This is a genomic window from Candidatus Krumholzibacteriia bacterium (genome assembly GCA_030748535.1).
Classification (GTDB): domain Bacteria; phylum Krumholzibacteriota; class Krumholzibacteriia; order JACNKJ01; family JACNKJ01; genus JASMLU01.
Map to the genome: position 1 here is coordinate 357,052 of JASMLU010000001.1, position 22,949 is coordinate 380,000.

The following is a 22,949-nucleotide window of genomic DNA, read 5'->3' on the forward strand; positions in this document are numbered from 1 at the left end:
GCGATTCCTTTCGCAGAATGCTGATCAAGCAATCTATTTCAGCAGGAGCATCCGGCCCGTGGCCTGCCCCGCATCTCCCTGAATTCGATAGAGGTAGACTCCGCTGGACAGGGCCCTTCCCCCCGCATCCTCCGCCTGGAAAGGCAGCCGGTTGCTTCCCTCATGAACCGTGAGCAGGCGTTGCTCGATAAGTCTCCCCTCAGGCGAGTAAATCAGCAAGGTTGCCAGGCCTGCAAGCTCTGAATCGAAGACGATTTCCGTCTTTGGGTTAAAGGGGTTTGGGAAGTTTCCGCGAAGGAGCAGACCCGCAGCAAAGTCCCCGGGATCCACGCCCACCAGATTCTCGTGTACGCCCCGCAGTTGATAGGACTCGCTGTGGGTGAGCGGAATGTCTGCGACCGTCATGTCCACAGTGCCCACGCCCTCGACAGCGCCAAGATTGATATAGACCCGCAGTTCGGAAATCCCGAGACCTGCGATGTTTGCAATCACATCATGCACCGTGGGACCGTAACAGAATCCGTCCACGCAGATCATGGCCATCCAGTCAGCGGGCAGGGCCTCCGACTTGTGGATATCAAAGTCGGCGGCGGAAGCCCCGAGATTGCTGATGTAGGCGTAGTAGGTCAACTGCTCGTAATCCGCGCCCGCATCGGCCAGTTCCACGGTCGTCACCGTAAAGGGAGGAATGGAGGCAAATCCGGAATGGTAGGCCCGCAGGACAAGATCTTCGATGTCAGCACCGCGACCGGCGGAGAGATCCAGCAACACGCGACCTTCATCGGGGACATCATCCAGATTCACATAGAGCTTCAGTTCCGTGCTGCCCCCCGGAGCCAGATCAAAGGTGACCGTGTTCTGCGAAGGGCTATAGCAATAATCATCCAGACAGATCATCGAAAGCCAGCCGGAGGGCAGAGAGCCTTCATCCTTGCTCAGGGTGAAAGACTGGGAAACGGGAGCCAGGTTCCGGATGTTCGCAAGGAAGGTCAACTGCTCATAGTCTCCTCCCACGGCACTGAGGACCTGAGGCTCAAAGAAGAACTCCACCGGTGAGTCCTCGTGCACCCCCACGACCTCATAGTCTTCCCGCAGGGTTTCCGGATTGTCGGCCACACTCATTGCCACTCTTCCCACGCCCGTAGCCACTCCGACATTCATGTAGAGGCTCAGGATTTCCAGAGCCCCCGGATCCACACTGGCCATGACATCGTAAACTTCCGGACCGTAGCAGGTAACCCCCACGCAGATCAGGCTGATCCAGTCTGCGGGAAGATCGTTGACCTTCGAGATATCAAAGCTGAGAGCGGCTTCACCCAGATTGCTGATGTAGGAGTAAAAGGTCAGCTGCTCGCCGGTTCCTCCCACCTCATTGAGATTCAGTGGCGTTACGGTAAAGTCGGGAATGTCACTGCTCCCACTGTGCCAGGCTTGAAGAGGCAGCCCCGTGAACCCGTCACCAGCACTGCTGGAAAGGTCCATGGTCATGCTACCGGAAACCGGAGAGTCGGAGAGGTTCATATAAAGATGGAGAGTCTCACTGGCTCCGGGTGCAAGATCGAAGCTGGCCTCATCCACTTCCGGCCCATAGCAGTAATCCCCGACACAAATCAGTCCCATCCAACCGGCAGGAAGATCCTCATCGTGCTTTCCTACGGTGAGAGTGATCAATTCAGTGCCCGTGTTTTCCACGACTGACTGAAAATCAATCTGTTCGTAGTCACCGGCCACTGCCGAGACAAGCGATGGCGTGAAACTGAAGCTGTCCTCAGCCAGGGTCGGAACAGTGAGAAGAGAGATCATACAAAGCGTGAATAGCATGCTACGCATCAGGGTCCTCCAGAGTTGTCTTCCATGGCTGCGTCAAGAATGAGTTGATCCCCGGACGAGCTTTGCACAAAGGCTGCCGCCCGGAGACTGTCGGGGTTTACTTCATTGAAGTCGGGGGTGAAAACCACCAAGGCGGAAAAGGACTCGCCCACATTCAAGGAGATCGGAATACCGAGGGCACCGCTCTCACTGTTCACATGCCGCACTGAGTTCAGAAACTCGGTTTGACCGTTGTCTGCGGCATATTCCACATGGGTTTCGTATAGAAGAAGGTAAAGCCTCCAGGCTCCGGCTCCCGGATCCAGAAGCACCTCCCCCTCGGCGCTGACCGTAATCTCACTCTCGGAGCTGTGACTCTCTACCTGTAGCGAGAGAGAGGGTTCGGCAAGAAGCCGATACTCTGCGGCCGCACGGATGGCATCACTGTCAAAGGGATCCCCGACTACGGCTCCATCCACACGGATGTTCGGGGCGGAGGAGATCCCATAGAACTGGTAACGCTGATTCTGCATAGCGGGATTGTACTGATAGAATGGATCCCCCCACTGGGGCCAAAAGACATGGAAGGCCAAAGGAAGAACCTCTCCGGAGATCACCTCCACCGCCTCCCAGAGCGCCTCATCCGCCTGTGGGCAGGTCGAGCAGTCCGTGTTCGAGAAATCCTCGATAATCACCAGGCGCTGAACTTCCTCCGGCAATTCTTCTGCAAGGAAGGTCAGGGTATCGTGGCTTCCGGCATGCAGGGACAAACTGGTTTCAGCGGGGCTGAAAAGGAAACCATCCTGCTCAAGTGCAAAGAGATAGGACTCTCCTCCCGGCAGTTCCAGTTGCAGGGGAATCGTCCCTTCCTGCAGGTTTCCCGCAACCCTCAGGCTGGCCCCTTCATGCGAGAGACCCGCCTCATCGCGAGCTTCAAGCCAGAGAAAGGCAGAGTCCGAAGGATCCGGAGCCAGAGGGTCCTCCTGACCACAGACAGTAACCTGCAGGAGAAAAATCAGGGGAGCCATGAGAAGAAGACGCACAAATAACCTTCACTTTTCGCGAGGGCGGAAAGTTCTAATTGCCTAGGTTAACAATAGGATACCAGAAATAACCAAGCCTCGCAAGGAAGAGACTCCGGGGGTATCAGACAGGGCTGCCCAGCGTTGCGGCGATCGCCAATCTCTGCTCCAGTCCCAGTTCCAGAGCTTCCAGCAGTTGGGGCCGAGACACCCTTTCCACATCGTCCAAAGCGGCAATACTTTGCGAGAGGGAACGCACCTTGAGACGGAGACGAAAGCTGGATCCCAGAGATTCGAGTTGCCGGTCCAGCCAGTCAGATTCCGGTTTTTCAATCCTGGGGGAACTCTGGAGCAGTCGTATTCTCGACTCCAGGACCCTTGATCTGGCGGTCCTTCTTCCCTGCTCCTTTTCCCTGGAAGGACTCCAGGGAGGAACTTCCAGAACAAGGTCCAGACGATCGAGGAGGGGGCCGGAAACTTTACCCAGATAGCGCCGGACCTGTGAAGGCATGCATCGGCAGTGTTCTTCTCCCCGCAAGCTCTGCCCACAGGGGCAGGGGTTCATGGCCGCCACCACTTGAACTCTGGCCGGCCACCGGATCCTGCCAGCGCCTCGACTCAGTACAAAGGAGCCACTTTCAAGAGGACCCCGAAGCGCCTCCAGAACATTGCGATGGAACTCTGGAATCTCATCCAGAAATAGAAGGCCCTGATGGGCAAGGCTCAATTCCCCCGGCCTTCCGCCCCGCCCCGTTGATCCGAGGAAACCGGCCAGACTGATCCCGTGGTGAGGGTTTCGAAAGGGACGAGGGCCGGGAACAGAAAGCGGCAGTCCGGCCAGTGAACGCAAGGCCATCACTTCCCGCTTTTCCTCGGGAGCAAGGTCCGGCAGAAGTGTCGCCAGAGTCCGGGCAAGAAGTGTCTTGCCATTTCCTGGAGACCCGACCAGAAGCAGGTGATGCCCGCCAAGGGCCGCCAGCTCCAGCACCCGCTCAAGGCGCGGAAGCCCTTCGATCAGGGGCAATGGTTCCGGTTCTCCGGGAGAGTGGCTGCTGCTATTCCCGGTGGAGATAGGCAATCGAGCCTCCCTCTTTTTTTCCACCCACTCGATCACCTCGCGTAGATTGTCCAGCACCCTGACGGGAATGCCCTCGATGAGAGCAGCTTCCTCCCGGTTGCCCGAAGGGAGCAAGACCCCCGCAGCTCCCGCCTTCCTGGCAGCATAGGCAAGAGCCAGAGCACCGCGAACCGGGCGAAGGCTTCCATCGAGAGCCAGCTCTCCGAGAATCCACCAGTCTTTCCCTCGTTGCGCCCTGACTTGTCCGGAAACTTCCAAAAGACCCAGAGCGATTGCAAGATCAAAGGAAGCACCTTCCTTCGGCTCTTCTGCAGGCGCGAGATTGACCGTGGCCCTGCCCCTTGGCGGAGAAAAGCCGTTCTCTTTCAGGGCGCCCAGAACCCTGTCACGGCTCTCCCTGGTTGCCGCGCCGGCCAGACCCACCAGAGCGAGAAAGGGAATTCCCCGACTGAACTGAACCTCCACTCGAACCGGAATCGCCTCCAGCCCGCGGAGACTTCCTCCACTCCAGCGACAGTGCATCTAGACCTCCTTCCGGGGACTTGCAAATCACGAGCCGGTGGATTTGAAGCCCGGCAGAAGGAAACAGGCCGATTTGGAAAACTTGCCGGACAGTTCCCAAAAATGCGTCCAGACTCTTGACGCAGTCCCCTCGAGTTTTGCATTCTTGGGCTGTTCCCATTTAGGACTTTCCGATTGAGGTCAGAAGAGGATGAGCGAAGAAACCAGGTTGGTGAACTGCGAAGAATGTGGCGGCACCGGAATGGTCGAAGACGACGAGTGCAGCTTCTGCATGGGTAATGGAAAAGTGGAGGTCGACGAAGAGGAGACCTGGGATGTTTCCGAGACCGGCGAGGTCGCCACAGATGTGGACGAAGGGGATCTCGAGGAAATGGACGAGATCCTCGAGCCTCTCGAAGAAGAGGACTTCTAGTTCAGGCAATCCCCCGGTAATGTTCCAACTGCAGTTGTCCGCCTTCGGGGCATCCGTCAATGGTGATCAGGTCCAGCCGCATTTCTCCATTCCAATGCATCCGGCACTGCACTCTCTGCATCGCGGAATGAAGCCTGCGCAATTTCCCGGGATGCATACTGTCGAGTGAAGTACCGAAGGACCTGCCGCTTCGCATCCTCACTTCCACGAGAACCAGACAGTCCCCTTCTCTTGCAAGGAGATCAATCTCGTGGCGATCCACGATCAGGTTCCTTGAGAGAATGACATGGCCTGTCATCTCCAGAAAGCTCTCTGCCATCCTCTCCCCGAGCCTTCCGAGAAGAGCGCGACGATTTCTCTTCGAGGATTCGCCCAAGAAAACTCCTTCGATGAATCGGGCAGGGGCCGTGAAGACGAATCGCATCCTCATGGGAGGAGGAACCGTAGCCTTTGTGAGAGTCGAAACCGTAGTCGGGATATTGGAGGGAAATTGATTTCATCCAGCGGTCCCGATGCACCTTCGCAAGAACGGAGGCCGCAGCAATGGAGAGGCTTCTGCGGTCACCCCCCACATGAGCCTCCGAAGGGGGCAAACCGGAAGGGCAGTGATTGCCGTCTACCAGAAGAAGCTCGGGCTGTAGCGGAAGTTGCATAACCGCTTCTCTCATGACATGGTCCACCGCCTTGCGAATCCCGACCCGGTCGATCTCACCGGCAGGAAGGTCTGCGATGGCCCAGGCCAGTGCTTCCTTCCGGATTTCCTCCGCCCACTTCTCTCGAGCCGCCGGCCCCAGCTTCTTGGAATCATCCAGTCCCGGCGCATGAAAGTCGCGGGGAAGAATCACGGCGGCCGCAGTTACCGGACCTGCCAGGGGTCCTCTGCCCACCTCGTCAACACCTGCGAGAATACGGCCCTTCGCTCGATCCCTGTCAAAGTCGCGAAGTTCCCGGAAACGCTGAAGGAGAAGCCGCTCACCGGCCTCCTGTCTTCGCAAGAGAGAGGCCAGATTCTGACGACCCTTCCGGGGATCCTTTTCAAGAAGGAGAATCCAGGGCTCCCGCTCTTCGAAGGGAAGAGATTCGAGATACTTCCTTTGAAGAGGGAGCGGGGAAGCAAGAAAGCTCTCCGGTTTATCCCATGAAAAGACCGGAACCTCAGGAAGGTCCCGGTCAATATTCATGTTCCTCTCCACCCTGACTACTTGCTGTCCCTGCGCTCGGAGATCCGGGCCTTCTTGCCCTTCAGCTTTCTCAGGTAGTAGAGCTTGGAGCGGCGAACCTTGCCGCGGCTGAGGACTTCGAGTTCGCTGATGCTCGGGCTGTGCAGGGGGAATACCCGTTCAACGCCCACACCCCCGGAGATCTTTCTCACGGTGAAGGTCGCGGCTGCACTGCTCCCGCGGCGCTGAATCACTGTCCCCTGGAAGGGCTGATAACGTTCCTTGCTGCCTTCGACAACCCGGACCCTGAAGCGTACGGTGTCCCCCACATTGAAGTCGGGAAATTCGTTTCTCATTTGCTGGCTGTTGATCGTGTCGACGATGTTCACCGTCTACCTCCGGTCTACAACCCGGGTTCATCCGGGTCTTCATGATTCAACGAAGGAAGCAGGTCCGGCCGATGTTCTTCCGTAAGAAGCCGGGACTGTTCTTTTCGCCACTCCTCGATTTTTGCGTGGTTCCCGCTCAAAAGCAATTTGGGAACCGTCAGACCCCGAAACTCCTCGGGGCGAGTGTAATGGGGCCAGTCAAGCAGGCCCATCTTGTCCTCTCCAAAGGAATCCGTTTCCGCAGATTCCAGATCACCCATCACATCCGGGAGAAGTCGAACGACCGAGTCGATCACTGCCGCTGCGGCCGGTTCCCCTCCCGTCAGAATGTAATCCCCGAGAGAAATCTCCTCGCTGATCACCAGATCGCGAACTCTCTCGTCGATTCCCTTGTAGCGCCCGCATAGCAGGGTAATTTCCGCTTCCCGGCTCAGACGCTGGGCTGTCTCCTGCTTGTAGGGACGGCCTCTGGGAGAAAGGAAAATCACCGGATGACCCGGATGATCGCTTTTCTCCTGAATCGACTCGATGGCTTTCACCAGAGGTTCCACCATCAGGATCATTCCTGCGGCGCCTCCATAAGGCGCATCATCAATCGTTCCGTGGCGATCTTTCGCAAAATCCCTTGGATTTACGAAACGGTACTCGACCACCTGGTTCCGGATCGCTCGGCCGAGAATCCCCGTTTGGACAGCCGTTTCCAGAAAGTCCGGAAAAAGCGTGACCACGTTGATGACCATGGCCCTCCTAGAGATCCAGCAGACCGTCGGGAGGATCAATCAGAATCCGGTGTTCTTTCAAATCCAGATCCCTGACGATCGGCTCCACGAATGGAATCCGGTACATCTTCTCCTCGCCCTGAACCAGCAGGAGATGCTGGGCCGGGATCATTTCCAGACCCCGAACTTCCCCGAGTTTTTGTCCATCGGGGAGAAGAACCTGAAATCCGGCAATCTGAAAGGGCAGGACTTCCGGTGGATCCTCCACATCAAGGGTTTCCCCCTCAAAAACGAGGATCCAGTCCCGATGACTCTCCGCTTCTTCCAGACTTTCAATCCCTTCCAGCCCCAGAACCCAACAGTTTCCTGCTGGACGCCTGGACAGGATTCTTGCGGGCTTCCCAAGATCCGCCCCCTCAAGCCGAAGCTGAGCGGAATCAAGAACCTCGGGCCAGAAGTCCTGGGAAAGGAGAAGCTTGAACTCGCCTTTCAGTCCGACTGATCGGACGACCCGACCCAATTCCAGTCGCACGAGACCTAGTCCAGTTCCCGAATCCGAAGAAAGACCCTACGGTCTTCCTGGTGACTCTTCGTGGAGAGAAGCGTCCGGATGGCCTCTGCCGTCTTCCCGTGACGACCGATCACCCTTCCCAAGTCCTTCTGTTCTACCAAAAGGGTATAGGTCAGATCCCCTTCGCTCTCTTCCATCTCGATCTGGACTTTCTCCGGGAAGTCCGCCAGAGAGTCAGCAACAAAGCGTATCAACTGATCCATCGCTACGTCTCTTCCGAAGCTTCGGGGGCGGCTTCCTCTGCGGGAGCCTCCTCGGCGCCAGCTTCTTCTTCAGTCCCGGCTTCTTCCGCGGGAGTTTCTTCCGCAGCCGCCGCTTCCTCGGCAGCCTTGGCGGCCGCCGCTTCTTCCTCGGCAGCCTTGGCAGCAGCTTCTTCGGCAGCCTTGGCCGCGGCCTCTTCCGCTGCCTTGGCAGCCGCAATGTCCGTCTTCTTCTGGGCCTTCTTGTCAGCGCGGCTCAGACGGCCTTCTTCAGGCTTGGGCTGTTTGCTCTTCCATTCCTCCAGGCGACTGTCCAGTTCCTCCGGGGAAACGCCGCTCTTGAGCAAGGAGTGCTTCTCCAAAATACCGGCACTGCGCAGAAGGCTCTCGACGGTATTGCTCATCTGAACACCTTCGCCGAGCCAGTAGAGAATCCGGTCCTCTTTCAGGGTAATTTCAGCCTGGGCGGGCACCGGGTTATAGGTTCCCAGGTTTTCAAGGTACCGGCCATCCCTGCGCTTGCGGGAATCCAGCACCACGATGCGGTAAAAGGGGCGCTTCATCGCACCCATGCGGGTCAGTCGAATCGTAGCCGACAATCTAGTACCTCCGCTATGCCCACCGGGACTGAGACTGCTTTGCAGACTCCCGGGAGAGCTGATTTCTCAATGGAATCCGTTCAGGACGCGTTTTCGGACACATTCCCCCAGATGCGGGAGAGTCAGAATCTCACGACCGAGTTGGAAAGTCGGCAATATAGCAGAACTTATGAGGGTGTGCAAGCCCCCGCAGAGCAAGAAATCAGGGACCGGAAGAAGCCTCCCTAATCCCCTGAATGGCCGATTTTCTGTCCTCTGCGCCCAGGACAGCAGAAGCGGCCACCAGAATGTCCACGCCCGCAGCTCGACAAGAGGCCGCCTGCTCCTTTCCCAGCCCCCCATCCATGGAAATCGCAAAATTCAGCCCCCTCGACTCTCTCAGATTCCGGGACTTTTCCGCTTTTTCCAGAACTTCCGGCAGGAACTTCTGCCCGCAAAAACCGGGAAACACGCTCATAATCAGAAGCAGGTCCAGTTCCTCCCAGGGAAAATCCTCCCCGGGAAGTTCCGTATCGGGGTTCAGGGCCAGTCCGGGCAATCCCCCCAGCTTTCGAATCTCTCGAAGAAGAGGAAGCGGATCTTCCACCGCCTCAGCATGGAGGGTGATTCCATGACAACCCGCACGAAGGTATTCCTCCAGGAGGTCTCCCGGATTCGATATCATGAGATGGGCGTCCAGAGGAAGAGAACTGCTCCGGGAAATCGCGGCACAGACTCCGGGGCCGAAACTCAGGTTGGGAACGAAGTGCCCGTCCATGATGTCGAGATGCAGGAGATCCGCTCCTGCAGCCTCCACGGACTCGGCTTCCGAAGACAAGGCTCCCAGATCGCCCCCCAAAAGAGAAGGAGCAATGGAGAGTTTCTCAGGATCCAGATGAGACCACCAGTTCAAGTTTGTCCCCCTTTTCGATCCGGCTTCCCGCCGGAGGGTTCTGCTCCAGAACTTTCCCGGACTTCCGACCGGGAAGCGAGCGAAATCGGACTTTCGGCTTCGGCAAAGATGCAGCCGAGAGTAGCTCCCGAACTGCCAGAAGACTTTTTCCCTGAAAGTCAGGCAGGAGATAGACAGGAGTCTCCTCCCCCGCACTGAGCAGAAGATCCACACGGCTTCCCCGGGGAAGTCGCCGGCCCGAGGGAGGGCGAAGCGCCAGGACCTGACCGGCCGGGATTTGACCCGAAACCCTCAGGCGATCTCCGGGACGAAGACCGCGATCTTCCAGACTGAGCACTGCCTGTCTTTCACTCTCTCCCCGAAGTTCCGGAACCAGAATCATCTCGGGACCGGAGGAGAGTGTCAGTTTCACCCTGCGGCCCGCCTTGACCTGCCGCCCGGGAGCCGGAGACTGGCGAAGCACAAATCCCTCGGGCAGGCGAGCATCGTACTCTCTGGCCTTGAGTTCCACGACCAGGCCCTGCTCCAAACAAAGAGCATTGGCTTCTTCAAGAGGCAGCCCGGAAAGAGTCGGCATGGGATGAGAACCGGAACTTCGGACTACACGGTGGAGCACCTGGTCGAGCAACAGGTAGCCCAGTGAAAGAGAGAGAATGAGTGTGAGGGGAAAAAGAAAAACTCGCTTCCTAGCCATGCGTCCTCCGGAAGCAAGCTGCGTAGGAACCGGAGCCGCCGGTCTCATCAGGCCAGAGGAGGAAACCGGGTTCTTCTGCATCGAGTTGAAAATCCGGGTGACGTTCGAGAAATGCTTCTATCTGCAAGCGGGTCTCCTCGGGACTCAGTGTGCAAACCGAATAAACAAGCCGCCCTCCGGGGCGAAGCCACTGGGAAGCGCGGTCCAGAAGCCGGGACTGCAATTCCACAAGTTCCACGATCTGTGCTTCTGATTTCCTCCAGCGAGCGTCAGGATTCTCGGCAAGAACTCCCAGAGCGGAGCAGGGAGCATCCAGCAATACTCCATCAGAGAGAATCGGTTCCCTTTCCAGAAGATCCTCACTGAGGCATTCAACTTCAGAAAATCCGAGCCGCTTCAGGTTGGCAAGGACTTTCTCCATGCGCACTTCACTGCGGTCCAGAGCAATCAGACGCTGCTCTTCCATAGCCAACTCTGCAAGGTGTCCGGTCTTCCCGCCGGGAGCGGCACATAGGTCTGCCCAGATCTCTCCCCCCGCTGAAGCCAGAAGCGGAGCCACCCTTTGCGCTGCCTCATCCTGAACGGAGAGCTTTCCGTCTTCCAGAGCTTCCCAGACACGCGGGGTCACCGCGCCCAGACAGCGAAAGGCAAAAGGACTGGATGCAGGTCGAAGGAAGTTCTGGCCCTCTTCTTCCAGAGAGCGAAGAAATTCCTCCAGCCCTTCTCGCCTGCGATTCCATCGGAAGGTGATGCCGCTTCGCCCGTTCATGGAGTCCATCACTCTGTGGGCGCGCTCCCGCCCCAGTTCTCCGATCCAGCGCCGGGCCAGCCAGCGCGGATAGCTCAGCACATCCACGGCATAGTTCAGGGGACTGCGTTCAGGATCCGGATCCCGACCCGGGAGACCCTCGCGAAGATAGTTGCGCAATTGCGCATTGACCCAGGCAGCCAGCCTTTGATTCCCGGTCTGTTTCACCCACTCCACCGCATCATGCACGATCGCATGGGGCGGGAGCCTGTCGCTCTCCTCCAGTTGATAGAGCGCCAAACGCAGAGAGGCAAGAACGGCAGAGTCGAACTTCTTTCTTCCTGTGAGCCTGCGAAGGCGGGCGTCCAACCTCTGCTTCAGGCGAACCGAACCGGAAACGAGATGGGTGAACAGTCGCCGGTCACGACTGTCTTCCAGAGGAAACTCATCCAGAATCCTCTCCTGAAAGCGGTCCCAGTCAGGAGCATGCAGCCAACGATCCTCCCGAAGGAATTCCAGTGCGGCCCTTCGTACCGGAGCGATCTTCATCCCTGCTCCAGAATGCTGCCAGCCGCCAGGGGACGGCCTCGAAGGTAATCGGCGACCGCTTGCGCCTTGCGGCCCTCAGGACGCAGGTGCAGGATCCTCAGCACTCCCTTCCCACAGCTAACATCAAGACCCTCATCCGACGCAGAGAGAACCTCTCCGGGACGGGTAGTTTCGTCCTCGCTAAGAATCTCTGCGTTCAGAATGCCCAGACGCTTCCCTTCCCTTCTGCACCAGGAGCCGGGGGCAGGATCAAAAGCCCGGATTCTGCGCTCCAGTTCGACAGCGTTCCGATTCCAGTCGATCGCCCCTGCAGAAGCAGGAATCTTCGGGCAATGAGTGGCCTCTTCCTCCTTTTGCGGGGAAGACTGAATTTCCCCGGCCCTCCATTTCTGGAGAACTTCCATGAGAAAGCCCGCGGATGTCTCCTTCAGTGCCTCCTGAAGGTCCCCTGCGGTCCAGCGAGAAGCAATTTCAAGGGGATGCTGTTCCAGAATCTCTCCGGTATCGAGTCCTTCGTCCATCTTCATGGCTGTCCACCCGGATCGGGGCAGTCCCTCCAGAATGGCCTGCTGGATCGGGCTGGCTCCGCGGCCCCAGGGAAGAAGGGAGGCATGCAGATTCAGGCAGGCAAGTCGGGGGATTTCCAGAAAGGTGCTTTTCAGGATGCGGGAAAATGCGAGTACAATCACCAGATCCGGGGCTTCTGCCCGAACAGCCTTTTCCACGCTGAGCCGGTCGCCGCGTTCCCACTTCAAGAGGGGAAGCCCCAGTTCACCGGCTCTCTGCCCCACAGGCGTCGGGCTTGCGGCACGGCCTCTTCCCCTGCGGCGGTCTCCCGGAGTCACCACAAGCCGCAGGTCCACATCCTGCGCCCCGTGGAGAACCTCCAGGCAGGGAATCGCCAGTTCGGGAGTGCCCAAAAATACAATACGGAGAGAGTCCATGTCCCTCCCGACTCAATCAGTCGGAGTGCTCTTCGCGAATTTCCGCCAGTTTCTTTTTCAGGAGAGCCTGTTTTGCGGAACTGAGACGGTCGACAAAGAGGAGACCGTCGAGATGATCCACCTCATGCTGGATAACCCGGGAAAGGAAATTTCCTGTCTCCAGTTCCCGAAGCTCTCCTTCGATATCATGAAATCGTACCCGAATCCTGTCGGGACGACGAACATCTTCCCGAATCCCCGGAATGGAAAGACAGCCCTCTTCGATCAGGACCTCTTTCCGGGACTTCTCCAGTATCCGGGGATTTGCCATCAGAAGAATCTCGTCCCTTTCCCTGTCTTCTTCGTCCACATTCGCAATCACGATGCAGAAGCACAGATCCAGTCCCACCTGGTTGGCCGCCAGACCAACTCCCGCCTCTGCTCTCATGATCTCCACCATTCTGGGGAGCCAGGCACGCAGCGGATCTCCAAACTCGCTGACCTCGCGAGTGGCTTTCCTGAGAAAGGGATCTCCGAAATAGGACAGGGACAGATCCATCGAACGGTCAGGAGGTCTTCGCGGACACATTGTCCTTGAGGATTTCAATTTTCGTGTTTTCGCTGATCTTCAGAACCACGACATTGTCCTTCACGCTGTCGACAGTTCCGAAAATCCCGCCGGAAGTCATCACCTTGTCGCCCCGGGAAAGGCCTTCCAGTAGGGCGCGATGTTCCTTCGCCCTCTTTTGCTGGGGACGGATGATCAGGAAGAAAAAGACCGCAAACATAAGGCCCAAAAAGAGGAAGTTTCCCATCATGGGAGCGGGTGCGGCAGTCTGGAGAAAGAAACTCACGGCATCACCTTTCATTTTTCAGTAGCCATCTCGTAATCGAGAAAGAAGTCCTTCACAAATGCGGAAAGTCGACCTTCGAGGATAGCTTCCCGCATCTTTCGCATCAGATCCAGATAAAAGTACAGGTTGTGGAGAGTTGCAAGTTGCATCCCGAGGATCTCACCAGCCTTGAAGAGATGGCGCAGATAAGCACGACTGTAGTTGCGGCAACAGGGGCAGGCACATTCCGGATCGACCGCTTCAAAATCTCGTGCGTAGGGAGCGTTCCTCACCACCAGCCGCCCCTTGCGTGTAAAGAGCGTGCCCTTCCTTGCATTCCGGCTGGGCATTACGCAATCAAACATGTCGATCCCGCGACAGACCATTCGCAGTAGATCCTCCGGGAAACCGACTCCCATCAGATAGCGAGGACGATCGGCCGGAAGAAGCCCTGCGCAGAGTTCTGCAAGGTCCAGCATCTCCTCTTTCGGCTCCCCGACGGCCAGTCCGCCGATGGAGTAACCGGGAAAATCCAGTTCCACGGTTCTCTCTACACTCTCCCGCCGAAGAACCGGAAAGGTCGATCCCTGCACAATCCCGAAAAGACGCTGCTGATAACCGTGGTGCTGGAAAGAGCTGCCAAGAGTGTCCCGGCTCCTTTTCGCCCAACGCAGGGTACGGGATGTGGAATCTTCAGCATAACTCCGGTCCACGGGATAGGGCATGCACTCATCGAGAGGCATGATAATATCCGCTCCGATGGAGGCCTGAGCATGGATAATATCTTCAGGACTCAGGAAGTGCTTTGCTCCGCTCAGGTGGCTGCGGAAATCCACCCCCTCTTCGCTGATCCTGTTCAGTTCCGAGAGCGAGTAGACCTGAAATCCTCCGCTGTCTGTCAGCACCGGACGATCCCAGGACATGAAGCGATGGATCCCGCCGGCCTCCTCCAGAATCTCCGTGCCGGGCCGGAGATAAAGATGATAGGTATTGGCGAGAATGACCGAAGCATCCAGGTCCCGCAGGCTTTGTGAGCCCAGTGACTTGACCGTGGCCTGCGTCCCCACCGGCATAAAGATCGGCGTGGGGATGTCACCATGATCCGTGTGGAGGATGCCCGCACGCGCTCCGGTTTCCGGGCAGCAAGCCTGCAGTTCAAAAAAGGGCTTCATTTGCTTCCCCCATCGCTGATCAACATGGCATCCCCATAGGAATAGAAACGGTAGCCGCGATCCACGGCTTCCCGATAGGCCAAGAGCAGTGCTTCCCTCCCGCAAAAGGCAGAAACCAGCATAAGCAGGGTGGAGCGGGGAAGATGAAAATTGGTAATCATCCCGTCGACCCTGCGGAACTGAAAAGGAGGACGGATGAAAAGTTGGGTATCCGAAGACAGGTCCTCCGAAGAGTTCCACTCCTCTTCGCTCAAGGATTCGAGGGCACGAACGACCGTAGTCCCCACGGCCAGCACCCGTTTCCCCGCAGCCCGAACCTCCTCCATCTCTCTTCGGAGTTCGGCGCGGAGTTGAAAGGCTTCCCGGTGCATCGGATGCTCCTCCAGATTCTCGCTGCGAACGGGAAGGAAAGTCCCCGGTCCGACAAAGAGAGACAGTTCTCCCCTTCGAACTCCTTGATCCCGAAGTTTTTCAAGAAGTGCTTCGCTGAAGTGAAGGCCTGCCGTTGGGGCCGCCACCGCTCCCGGCTCACTGGCAAAGAGCGTCTGATAGTCTTTCCGGTCGCGTTCATCTGCACTGCGCTCGATGTAGGGCGGCAGGGGAATCTCCCCTGCCAGGGACATGGCTTCTTCCCAACTCTCCGGACTTTCAAGAAAGACCCGGCGGCTCTCTTCCACTTCCTCAGCGATACGAATCCGCAATCCTCCAGCACCGACAAAAAAGGAGCCGGGTTTCATTCGCTTTGAAGGGCGAATCAGAGCCAACCAGGATCCGTCCGGCATCGGTCGATGAAGGAGAATTTCCGCCTTTCCCCCGCTCCCTTCTCTCTGCCCCTGAAACCGGGCCGGAAGGACTCTCGCATTGTTGACGATGAGCATGTCGCCCTTATCCAGATACCGGGACAGATCGTGGAAATGCCGATGATCGAGACCGCCATCGGAACGGTTCATGACAAGCAGTCGGCTTGCGTCTCTCTTCTCCGCGGGTCTTTGGGCAATCAGGGCAGGCGGAAGAGAAAAATCGTAGTCCCCAAGAGTCGAACTCACGCAGGATCCTCAAAGAGTCCGGGGGAAGTCGAGCGATCCGGAGGAGTCAAACCCAATTGCTCCCAGGCTCTCGCCGTGGCCACACGCCCCCTGCGAGTTCTGTTGAGAAAGCCCTGCTGAATCAGATAGGGCTCATAGACATCTTCCAGAGTTTCCACTTCCTCGGCCAGAGCCATAGCAAGGGTGGAGGCACCCACAGGGCCGCCCCCGTGATGCTCGATCAGGGTGCGAAGGATCCGTCGATCCATCTCATCCAGACCACTCGCATCCACGCCCAGTCGCTCCAGTCCAAACTCGGCAATCTCGCGGGTGACACGCCCACTGCCCTCGACTTCTGCGAAATCCCGCAAGCGACGCAGGAGGCGATTGGCGATTCTCGGCGTGCCACGGCTTCGGCTCGCAATGATCTCCAGACTGTCCTCATCGGACTCCAGTTCCAGAATACGGGCACTGCGTACAAGAATCCTGGTCAATTCCTCCGGGGAATAGAACTCCAGACGAGCTACCACTCCGAAGCGGCTTCGAAGAGGAGAAGTAATCATGCCGGCGCGAGTGGTCGCTCCCACCAGAGTGAAAGGAGGAAGGGGAAGGCTGTACTGCCGTGCGTTCGGCCCTCGATCCACGATCAGTTCACATCGATAGTCTTCCATGGCCGGGTAGAGGTGTTCCTCAATGACCCGGTTCAGTCGATGGATTTCGTCAAGGAAGAGAACCTGCCGCTCTTCCAGTTGTGTCAAGAGTCCGACCAACTCCGCAGGGCTCTGGAAAACCGGACTACTGGTGGACTTGAAGGGAACCCCCAACTCCTCTGCAAGAATGCCGGCCAGAGTGGTCTTGCCGAGACCCGGAGGTCCATAAAGGAGAACATGATCCAGAGCATCGCCCCTGCCTCGGGCAGCCTGGATAAAGACACGGAGATTGTCCTTCAGGGCTTTCTGGCCTACGAAATCATCCATACTTCGCGGGCGGAGAGAGGTTTCCTCTCGCCTCTCGGGAGCCGCCGCTACTGGATTGGAAATGCGAGTCTCTTCCTGTGCCATGCTAGACCTTTGCTCCTGCCTTCAGGGCCTCCCGAATCAGACCCTCAACCGGCAGGTTTTCGTCCCGGGGCAGAGTGTCAAAAAGACGAGCCGCCTCAGTCCGGGGAATCCCCAGACCCTCAAGTGCCATGAGTACCTCTTCGCGCCGGGGATCGCCCTTTGCGGAAGAAACTGTCGCAGAAAGATCCGCAGGAAGGAAACTCTCCAGACGGTCTTTCAATTCCAGAAGCAGTCTACTGGCCTTCTTGCGCCCTACTCCCGGAACCGTGGAGAGAAGCCGCTCGTCGCCGGCACGCACGGCTCCGGCCAGTTCTTCCACAGACAGGGTGGAAAGGATGGAAAGAGCCAGACGAGTTCCCACTCCGGAGATCGCTGTAAGAATCCGGTAGAGGTCCCGTTCATCCCTGCGTGCAAAGGCCACCAGTTCCATGCGGTCTTCCCGGATCAGCAGAGTGACAAAGACCTCCTGAGCCCCGCTTTCCCGAAGAAGCTCATCACGGCTCCGTTGGGAACTATGGAGCAGAAAAGAAACCGGCCCTGCACTGAGGATGAGATTCTCTCCACTGGCTCGCAGAATACCTCTCAGGGAGTCGATCATGCGTGGGCCTCTTTGGCACGACCCGCATGGCAGATTGCCACTGCCAGCGCATCGCTCTGGTCATCCGGTAAATCCTTGAGGCCAATCCCGAGGATTCTCTCCACCATAAACCGCACCTGCTCCTTTTCTGCGCTTCCCTGCCCGGTCAGGGCAAACTTGATCTCCCGGGGCGCATAACCCGTCAGGGGAATCTCTGCGCTGGCCACCGCAATCACAGAGGCAGCCTGCGCCTGTCCCAGAAGGAGCATACTCTTTGGGTTCTTGTGATAGAAGACATTTTCTACGGCGCATGCATCGGGAGAGTGGCGTTTGAGAACATCCAGGATCCCCTGGTGGAGGATCAGAAGCCTATCCTGGATCTCCAGTTTTGGATCGGGGGAAATAACCCCGGAGTCAATGTGACGGAAGAGGGAACCCTCGCAGTCGATCAAGGCAAAACCCGTGTGCCTCAGGCCGGGATCGATACCGAGGATTCGGGGCATGGGACTCCTTATTCTTCTGCGAGTTTCTCGATGACCTCGTCGTCGATATCAAAGTTGGCGGTCACTTTTTGTGCATCATCAAGGTCTTCGAGCATTTCCAGAAGGCGAAGAACACCGGCTGCCTCTGATTCCTCAACGGCCACCGTGGTCTTTGGGAGATTCTCAAGTCCCACGGATTCGAATTCATAATCTGCCTCGAGATTTTTCTGAACCACGTTGAAGTTTTCAACAAGGCTGATGACCTGAAAGCTGTCCCCCTCCGGCTGGATATCCTCGGCTCCAGCTTCCAGGGCGGCCATCATGAACTCGTCTTCCTCCAGCCCTTCTGTGGCAATCCGGATGACTCCCCGCTTTTCAAAGATCCAGGCCACCGCACCCGGTTCTGCCATCTTGCCATTGTACTTTCCGAAGACATGGCGCACTTCAGCAGCCGTGCGATTCTTGTTGTCCGTCAGGGTGTCTAGAAGGATGGCAACGCCTCCCGGACCATAACCTTCGTAGGTGATCTCATCGTAGATCACCCCTTCCAGTTCGCCGGTTCCCTTCTTGACTGCACGGGTGATGTTTTCGAGTGGCATGTTCGCAGCCTTGCCTGCGGCAATGGCCGTGCGAAGCCGGGGATTCATCTCCGGATCGCCGCCACCCATCTTGGCGGCCACCGTGATTTCACGAATCAGCTTGGTAAAGACCTTGCCCCGACGTGCGTCGAGGCGGGCCTTCTTGTGCTTGATTGTAGACCATTTGGAATGACCGGACATCGATTCTCCTAATCGTCGGAGGAAGCCGCCTCCGCAAGAATCTTCTCCATCTGATCGTGAGGGACCGGATCATAATGAGAGAAGTTCCAGGAAAAGCTGGCCCTGCCCCCGGTGATCGAACGAAGCTGGGTTCCATACTTGTGCAGTTCTGCAAGAGGAGCGGAAGCTTTCACGATCTGGTACTTGCCGCACTGATCGGTTCCGACAATCCTGCCCCTGCGCCCGGAAATGTCTCCCATGATATCTCCCAGATTCTCATCGGGAACGGTAATCTCCAGATCATAGATGGGTTCAAGAAGGATCGGGGCCGCCTGTTTCACGCCTTCTTTCAGACTGTTGGCACCGGCCAGTTTGAAGGAGTGCTCATCGGAGTCCACATTGTGGAAAGAACCGAAGTGCAGACGAGCTCGCACATCCACCACCACGAAGCCTGAGTTTGCACCCGCCTCCATGGCTTCACGAATTCCCTTTTCTACTGCAGGGATAAACTTGCCGGGGATCACTCCGCCCGTAATCTCGTTGAGGAATTCAAAGCCATCGCCACGGGTCAGGGGCTCGTACTTCACATACACTTCCCCGAACTGCCCGCGCCCACCGGTCTGCTTCTTGTGCCGGTAGTGTGTATCCACAGGTTTACTGATCGTCTCGCGGTACGGGATCCGGGGTTTCTCCGTTTCGACCCCCACATTGAACTTTCTCTTGAGTCGGTGGAGGATGACATCCATCTGCGTGTCTCCCTGCACCGAGAGGATGCTCTGTTTCACATCCGGATCGAAGCGGAAGGAGAAGCTAGGATCCTCATGAGCCAGGCGGTTCAGTCCCGTTCCCAGTTTTTCCTCATCGCCCTTGCTCGAGGCAAAGATCGCCATTTCGTTCATGGGCTGAGGGAATTGAAACTCCGGCAGTGGCTTCTCGCCCTTTCTGCCAAGCGTATCCCCCACCTTGGTGTTCTTCAGCTTCACCGTTGCACCGATGTCGCCGGCCACCAGACTGGGAATCTCGCTCCGGTTCTTGCCGGTCAACTGATAGACCTGCCCCACTCGCTCCCCGGTGTCTGCACTGAGGTTGTGGTAGTCCTTGCCATGCTCAAGAGTCCCGGAAAAAACGCGCAGGAAATAAAGGTCTCCGAGATTCATCTCATTGATGTTCTTGAAAACCAGCGCCAGAGGTTTTCCGGAGGCATCGGCCGCGATCGTTTCTCCATCGAACTCAAGGGGACGCTGTTCAGGGGAGGGAAGAAGTTCAATGACTTCATCCATCAGCATACGGACACCGCGACCGTTGTAGGCATCTCCCACGAGAACCGGCGAGAGGGTCGCCTCGCGGATTCCCTTCGAAAGACCCTCGACCACTTCCTCGTCACTCAGGGTTCCTTCTTCGAAGAACTTCTCCATCAGTTCTTCGCTGGCCTCGGCCGCTCCCTCCACCAAAACAGAACGAAGTTCCTCGACTTCGTCCGCAATGCCTTCAGGGATGGTCGTTTCTTTCGGTGTATTGTCCGCATCGAACTCATAGGCCTTCATGTGAACGAGATCGACGTAGCCCGTGTAGGCTGGCCCGGAGCCAAAGGGAACCTGAAAAGGAACCACGGAAGAGCCAAGAAGCTGCTCCCGGATCTGACCCAGAGTTTCCGAATAGTCGGCGTGCTCCTTGTCCATCCGGTTGATGAAGATGATGCGGGGCATTCCCTGATCATTCAGAACTTCCCAGGACTTTTCCGTTCCCCCTTCCACACCGCCATCGGCGCGAACCAGAAGAATGGCTCCTTCCACCGCACGAAGCGCGGAGACCACTTCCCCGCGGAAATCATCGTATCCGGGAGTATCGATGAAGTTGATCTTCTTCTTTTTCCATTCACCCCAGCCCACGCTTGCGACAAGAGACATCTTGCGCTCGATCTCATCCGAATCGAAATCGAGACTGCTGTTCCCCTCATCCACACGCTCGAGTCGGGAGGTTGATCCGGTCACATAGAGTATTCCCTGCCCAAGTGTTGTTTTGCCGGCACTCTGGTGTCCAAGGAGAACGATATTGCGGATATCCCGGGTCTCGAAACTCATCTTCTTTCCAACCTTCCTGTTACGTGGAAGCACCCGCGGCATGCGGGCCACGGAATCCTGATTCACCCTTGAAAGCAGGGAAATTGCAAGGTATCACCGTCGCTCTGCCCTGTCAACGAGCGCAGGTGAGATTCAAGGATCAGCCCATGGCACCGAATTTCCCCGCAAGAGTGGATGTAAATGCGGCAAAGAGAGCGCCGAGAATGGCGATCATGAGTACCGGCCAGAGAGTCTTCGAACGCTCCCGGTCGAGCACTACGGATGAACCTGCGACCAGAAGCCAGATCTTCCAGACCTGAAAGAGTCCGAAGCGACTGAGGAAGGCTCCCGGGAAACTCAAGGGGTCAAAAAAGGCACCGAGGCTCAGATTCAGGGAGACCGCTGCCAGATCCAGATGAGAGGAGATCTCCGGGCTCGTTGTCGCAAGATACACATTGTTCAGGAGCCCCAGAAGGAGATCCACAAAACCGGCGTAGAGGGCCAGCGTGAAGATTCTCCCGAAAGGAACCGCGCCGAAAAAGACCAGAAAGGCAAGCCAGAGGAAGAAGGCCATGACCAGCAGGTTGAAAAGAAATCCCAGAGTCGGTGCGACCTTCAGGGAAAAGACCATCACGGGAGAGGACATCATTGCGTCTACATCCTCGAGGGCCACCTGCCCGCTTTCCAGCATGGAGCTTCTGGCCATCTCCTGCATGAGAGGAGCCATCATGGAAATGATAAGAAAAGCGAGAAGAAGATAGACCAGCAAGCCCGCCCAGGGCTTCATCCCCCGCTCGATCGAATGGAACACTTCCATGGGGGAATAGAATACCTTCAGAAATGACATCAACGCTTCCATGAGACCCTCCTTGTGAGACCAAAGAAGGACACAGACCCGCAGGAATGTCAAGAATCAGGGGAGCAGAAGCCACTTTCGGGACAGGGTCTCTCCCTCACTCTCCACCCGGATCAGGTAGAGCCCTGCCGCCAGGCACGGAAGCGGCGCCTGTCCGCTTCGGAAATCAAGACGAAGGCCGTCCGGCCCAAGCGGCCCACTCCAGAGACTTGCAATCCGTCGCCCCCGGATGTCGTGAAGCGACACCTCCGCTCTCTCGCCTTCCCTGCCCTGCAAGAGCAGGGAAAAGGCCGGGTTCCCCGGATTGGGCCAGGGACCTTCCAGCCGGAGCTTCTGCGTTGGAACCGGGGGAGAGGAAGTCCATACCTCCGCCCGGCGGAAGACCAGGCCATCTTCGTGAGGAAGGTAGATGGGATGCCCCACCTGCCAACCCGGATTATGTTCTCTCTGCAGGTCAGCATCGACCATGACCCAATCGGGATTGTAGGGCAGGATCCTGCTCATCTCGCTGTTATTGCAGACCACTGTGCCGTAGTCATAGTCTCTGGCCCAGAGTCCCCCCCTACCCTCCACAACCGTCAAAGAGTCGATAAGCAGGGTTACATTTTCATGGGAACGGAGATAAAGCCGATAGTCCGGAAAATCTTCCAGATTCATCTTTGCTCGAAAGAGGCCCTCTGCCCCCGCTTCCACCTTTGCCTCCACGGAACTGAGAGCGCTGGCCGGATCTCCGCTCAGATCCCAGGCCTTGAGCCAGATCTTCCCGTGCTCGGCTTCGGTGTCCAGAACCCGGTAGCGGAAGGAGATCACATAGGGCTGATCCGGAGTAAATCCATTCGAAAGCTGGATCTCCGCCAGAAAAGGGTACTCGTATTCCTGTTGGCTCTCCAGGTATAGGCTCTTCTCGCCCTGGATCACATGATCAGGATTGTCTGAATACGACCAGTTCACAGAATCTGACGGGATCACTGTATGGCCCATTCCCAGTTCGAAATCCTCCACAATCAGGGGATCTTCCAGAAGGGTGTATCGATGGCCCCGGGGGAAGCCCAGTTCGAAATCGAAGAGCTCAAACCAATCGAGCTGGAAGTGATCATAGGTGTCATGGTCGTAGCTGAAGTAGTTGTCCGAGAGAAGGCTGGCCGTATATCGGTGTCGAAAGCGACGGATGTTGTCACTGGGATGAAGCCCGTTCACCGTGATGGCATTCGGCGCCCCTTGTACGGAGTTCCAGATATCCAGATCATGGAGTGAGCCGGGAAGATCGTTCTCCCAGAATGCCGGAAAGGCCTCATAAAACTTGCCATCCAGTCCTCCATGATAGGGTTTGCAGTTGTTGCCCTGAATCAGGGAGCCGGGAGGGTTGTTGCCCCCCACGAAATCGGCCACCTCGATGAGACCCTCCAGCAACCAGACCGCAACACTGTCCGGTTCGTCGGGGACAGAATCGTTGTTGTAATCAAAGGTGCCTTCAAAGAGCGGATCCCACCAGAGATATCCTCCGCCGCTCATCTCATCCAGGAATATGCCATCGATCGCTCCCTCCTCGATAAGAGGGAAGAACCGCTCCTCAATGAAGCCCAGCATATAGTCCCGGTAGCTCAGGCCTTCCACCTCCGGGCAGTGGCGGGTGATGTTCATGTGAAAGGTGCTGGGCCAGTATGAAATCGGATCCCCGAATTCGGTATAGGCGTACCACTCAGGATGCAGACCCTCGTAGTAATCGTACTCGAGTTCTCCGGGAGCCGACCTGGGAATTTCCGTAACCAACACCGGATTGAAGTAGACCAGGATCTTCTGCTCAGGGTTCAGTTGCCGAATCTGGTGAAAGAAAAGCG

At 57.2% G+C, this 22,949-nt stretch carries 26 protein-coding genes (1 of these 26 running past the window's edge); 1 reads left to right on the forward strand and 25 read right to left on the reverse strand.

From position 1 onward, the window contains the following. Nucleotides 1–33 precede the first annotated feature (33 nt). The 3 genes from QGH30_01700 to QGH30_01710 all read right to left on the reverse strand — a co-directional run bounded on the left by QGH30_01700 (nucleotide 34) and on the right by QGH30_01710 (nucleotide 4,431). The gene (locus QGH30_01700; protein MDP7021054.1) at nucleotides 34–1,830 is read right to left on the reverse strand and encodes a T9SS type A sorting domain-containing protein; all 1,797 of its coding nucleotides are present in this window, start codon (nucleotides 1,828–1,830) and stop codon (nucleotides 34–36) included. Beyond that, a complete protein-coding gene (locus tag QGH30_01705) occupies nucleotides 1,830–2,837 on the reverse strand; it encodes a DUF1223 domain-containing protein (protein MDP7021055.1) in 1,008 nt (335 codons plus the stop codon). Before QGH30_01705 ends, QGH30_01700 begins: the two co-directional genes overlap by 1 nt. Before the next feature lie 118 nt (nucleotides 2,838–2,955). Beyond that, entirely contained in the window at nucleotides 2,956–4,431 is a 1,476-nt protein-coding gene (locus tag QGH30_01710) for a YifB family Mg chelatase-like AAA ATPase (GenBank protein ID MDP7021056.1), read from the reverse strand. 190 nt (nucleotides 4,432–4,621) lie between these two features. Here QGH30_01710 and QGH30_01715 point away from each other — a divergent pair, with 190 nt between their 5' ends. Then, complete coding sequence (locus tag QGH30_01715) at nucleotides 4,622–4,843, forward strand: hypothetical protein (GenBank protein MDP7021057.1); 222 nt, start codon at nucleotides 4,622–4,624, stop codon at nucleotides 4,841–4,843. 1 nt (nucleotide 4,844) lies between these two features. Here the strand turns inward: QGH30_01715 and QGH30_01720 are convergent, their stop codons facing one another. The 22 genes from QGH30_01720 to QGH30_01825 form a co-directional block, all read right to left on the reverse strand. Next, nucleotides 4,845–5,162 (reverse strand): YraN family protein, encoded by a 318-nt coding sequence (locus QGH30_01720; protein MDP7021058.1) that lies wholly within the window; start codon nucleotides 5,160–5,162, stop codon nucleotides 4,845–4,847. Next, nucleotides 5,086–6,024: a ribonuclease HII gene (locus QGH30_01725; GenBank protein MDP7021059.1), complete on the reverse strand. Its 939-nt coding sequence runs from the start codon at nucleotides 6,022–6,024 to the stop codon at nucleotides 5,086–5,088. Before QGH30_01725 ends, QGH30_01720 begins: the two co-directional genes overlap by 77 nt. Before the next feature lie 17 nt (nucleotides 6,025–6,041). Then, nucleotides 6,042–6,392, reverse strand: a complete 351-nt coding sequence (gene rplS, locus QGH30_01730) for a 50S ribosomal protein L19 (GenBank protein MDP7021060.1) — start codon at nucleotides 6,390–6,392, stop codon at nucleotides 6,042–6,044. Nucleotides 6,393–6,406: 14 nt separating this feature from the next. Further along, the gene (trmD, locus tag QGH30_01735) at nucleotides 6,407–7,132 is read right to left on the reverse strand and encodes a tRNA (guanosine(37)-N1)-methyltransferase TrmD (protein ID MDP7021061.1); all 726 of its coding nucleotides are present in this window, start codon (nucleotides 7,130–7,132) and stop codon (nucleotides 6,407–6,409) included. Nucleotides 7,133–7,139: 7 nt separating this feature from the next. Then, nucleotides 7,140–7,631 carry a ribosome maturation factor RimM gene (rimM, locus tag QGH30_01740; protein ID MDP7021062.1) on the reverse strand — a complete coding sequence of 164 codons (492 nt, stop codon included), beginning with the start codon at nucleotides 7,629–7,631 and terminating at the stop codon, nucleotides 7,140–7,142. A 17-nt stretch (nucleotides 7,632–7,648) separates the two neighbouring features. Further along, complete coding sequence (locus tag QGH30_01745; protein ID MDP7021063.1) at nucleotides 7,649–7,885, reverse strand: KH domain-containing protein; 237 nt, start codon at nucleotides 7,883–7,885, stop codon at nucleotides 7,649–7,651. Nucleotides 7,886–7,887: 2 nt separating this feature from the next. Further along, nucleotides 7,888–8,481 (reverse strand): 30S ribosomal protein S16, encoded by a 594-nt coding sequence (rpsP, locus tag QGH30_01750; protein ID MDP7021064.1) that lies wholly within the window; start codon nucleotides 8,479–8,481, stop codon nucleotides 7,888–7,890. Between the two features lie 202 nt (nucleotides 8,482–8,683). Continuing rightward, a complete protein-coding gene (rpe, locus tag QGH30_01755; protein MDP7021065.1) occupies nucleotides 8,684–9,373 on the reverse strand; it encodes a ribulose-phosphate 3-epimerase in 690 nt (229 codons plus the stop codon). After that, on the reverse strand, nucleotides 9,345–10,067 hold the full coding sequence (locus tag QGH30_01760) for a PASTA domain-containing protein (GenBank protein ID MDP7021066.1): 723 nt from the start codon (nucleotides 10,065–10,067) through the stop codon (nucleotides 9,345–9,347). Before QGH30_01760 ends, rpe begins: the two co-directional genes overlap by 29 nt. After that, nucleotides 10,060–11,364: a 16S rRNA (cytosine(967)-C(5))-methyltransferase RsmB gene (gene rsmB, locus QGH30_01765; GenBank protein MDP7021067.1), complete on the reverse strand. Its 1,305-nt coding sequence runs from the start codon at nucleotides 11,362–11,364 to the stop codon at nucleotides 10,060–10,062. The genes QGH30_01760 and rsmB overlap by 8 nt, the downstream gene beginning before the upstream one ends. After that, nucleotides 11,361–12,308, reverse strand: a complete 948-nt coding sequence (fmt, locus tag QGH30_01770) for a methionyl-tRNA formyltransferase (protein ID MDP7021068.1) — start codon at nucleotides 12,306–12,308, stop codon at nucleotides 11,361–11,363. Before fmt ends, rsmB begins: the two co-directional genes overlap by 4 nt. 16 nt (nucleotides 12,309–12,324) lie before the next feature. After that, nucleotides 12,325–12,846 (reverse strand): peptide deformylase, encoded by a 522-nt coding sequence (gene def / locus QGH30_01775; GenBank protein ID MDP7021069.1) that lies wholly within the window; start codon nucleotides 12,844–12,846, stop codon nucleotides 12,325–12,327. A 7-nt stretch (nucleotides 12,847–12,853) separates the two neighbouring features. Continuing rightward, nucleotides 12,854–13,141 (reverse strand): preprotein translocase subunit YajC, encoded by a 288-nt coding sequence (gene yajC, locus QGH30_01780; GenBank protein ID MDP7021070.1) that lies wholly within the window; start codon nucleotides 13,139–13,141, stop codon nucleotides 12,854–12,856. An 11-nt stretch (nucleotides 13,142–13,152) separates the two neighbouring features. Further along, entirely contained in the window at nucleotides 13,153–14,292 is a 1,140-nt protein-coding gene (gene tgt / locus QGH30_01785) for a tRNA guanosine(34) transglycosylase Tgt (GenBank protein ID MDP7021071.1), read from the reverse strand. Continuing rightward, nucleotides 14,289–15,338, reverse strand: coding sequence for a tRNA preQ1(34) S-adenosylmethionine ribosyltransferase-isomerase QueA (queA, locus tag QGH30_01790; protein ID MDP7021072.1), 1,050 nt, complete (start codon nucleotides 15,336–15,338; stop codon nucleotides 14,289–14,291). Before queA ends, tgt begins: the two co-directional genes overlap by 4 nt. After that, a complete protein-coding gene (ruvB, locus tag QGH30_01795; GenBank protein MDP7021073.1) occupies nucleotides 15,335–16,378 on the reverse strand; it encodes a Holliday junction branch migration DNA helicase RuvB in 1,044 nt (347 codons plus the stop codon). Before ruvB ends, queA begins: the two co-directional genes overlap by 4 nt. Nucleotide 16,379: 1 nt before the next feature. After that, complete coding sequence (ruvA, locus tag QGH30_01800) at nucleotides 16,380–16,976, reverse strand: Holliday junction branch migration protein RuvA (GenBank protein ID MDP7021074.1); 597 nt, start codon at nucleotides 16,974–16,976, stop codon at nucleotides 16,380–16,382. Further along, nucleotides 16,973–17,458, reverse strand: coding sequence for a crossover junction endodeoxyribonuclease RuvC (gene ruvC / locus QGH30_01805; GenBank protein ID MDP7021075.1), 486 nt, complete (start codon nucleotides 17,456–17,458; stop codon nucleotides 16,973–16,975). Before ruvC ends, ruvA begins: the two co-directional genes overlap by 4 nt. An 8-nt stretch (nucleotides 17,459–17,466) precedes the next feature. After that, the gene (locus QGH30_01810; GenBank protein MDP7021076.1) at nucleotides 17,467–18,216 is read right to left on the reverse strand and encodes a YebC/PmpR family DNA-binding transcriptional regulator; all 750 of its coding nucleotides are present in this window, start codon (nucleotides 18,214–18,216) and stop codon (nucleotides 17,467–17,469) included. 8 nt (nucleotides 18,217–18,224) lie between these two features. Further along, nucleotides 18,225–20,276, reverse strand: a complete 2,052-nt coding sequence (gene fusA, locus QGH30_01815) for an elongation factor G (GenBank protein ID MDP7021077.1) — start codon at nucleotides 20,274–20,276, stop codon at nucleotides 18,225–18,227. A gap of 139 nt (nucleotides 20,277–20,415) precedes the next feature. After that, nucleotides 20,416–21,114, reverse strand: coding sequence for a YIP1 family protein (locus QGH30_01820; GenBank protein ID MDP7021078.1), 699 nt, complete (start codon nucleotides 21,112–21,114; stop codon nucleotides 20,416–20,418). Nucleotides 21,115–21,168: 54 nt separating this feature from the next. Next, nucleotides 21,169–22,949, reverse strand: the 3' portion of a protein-coding gene (locus tag QGH30_01825) for a putative glycoside hydrolase (GenBank protein MDP7021079.1). Its footprint extends 205 nt past the window's final position; the window shows 1,781 of its 1,986 coding nt (coding positions 206–1,986); its start codon lies off the right edge, out of view — the gene reads right to left on this strand; the stop codon is at nucleotides 21,169–21,171.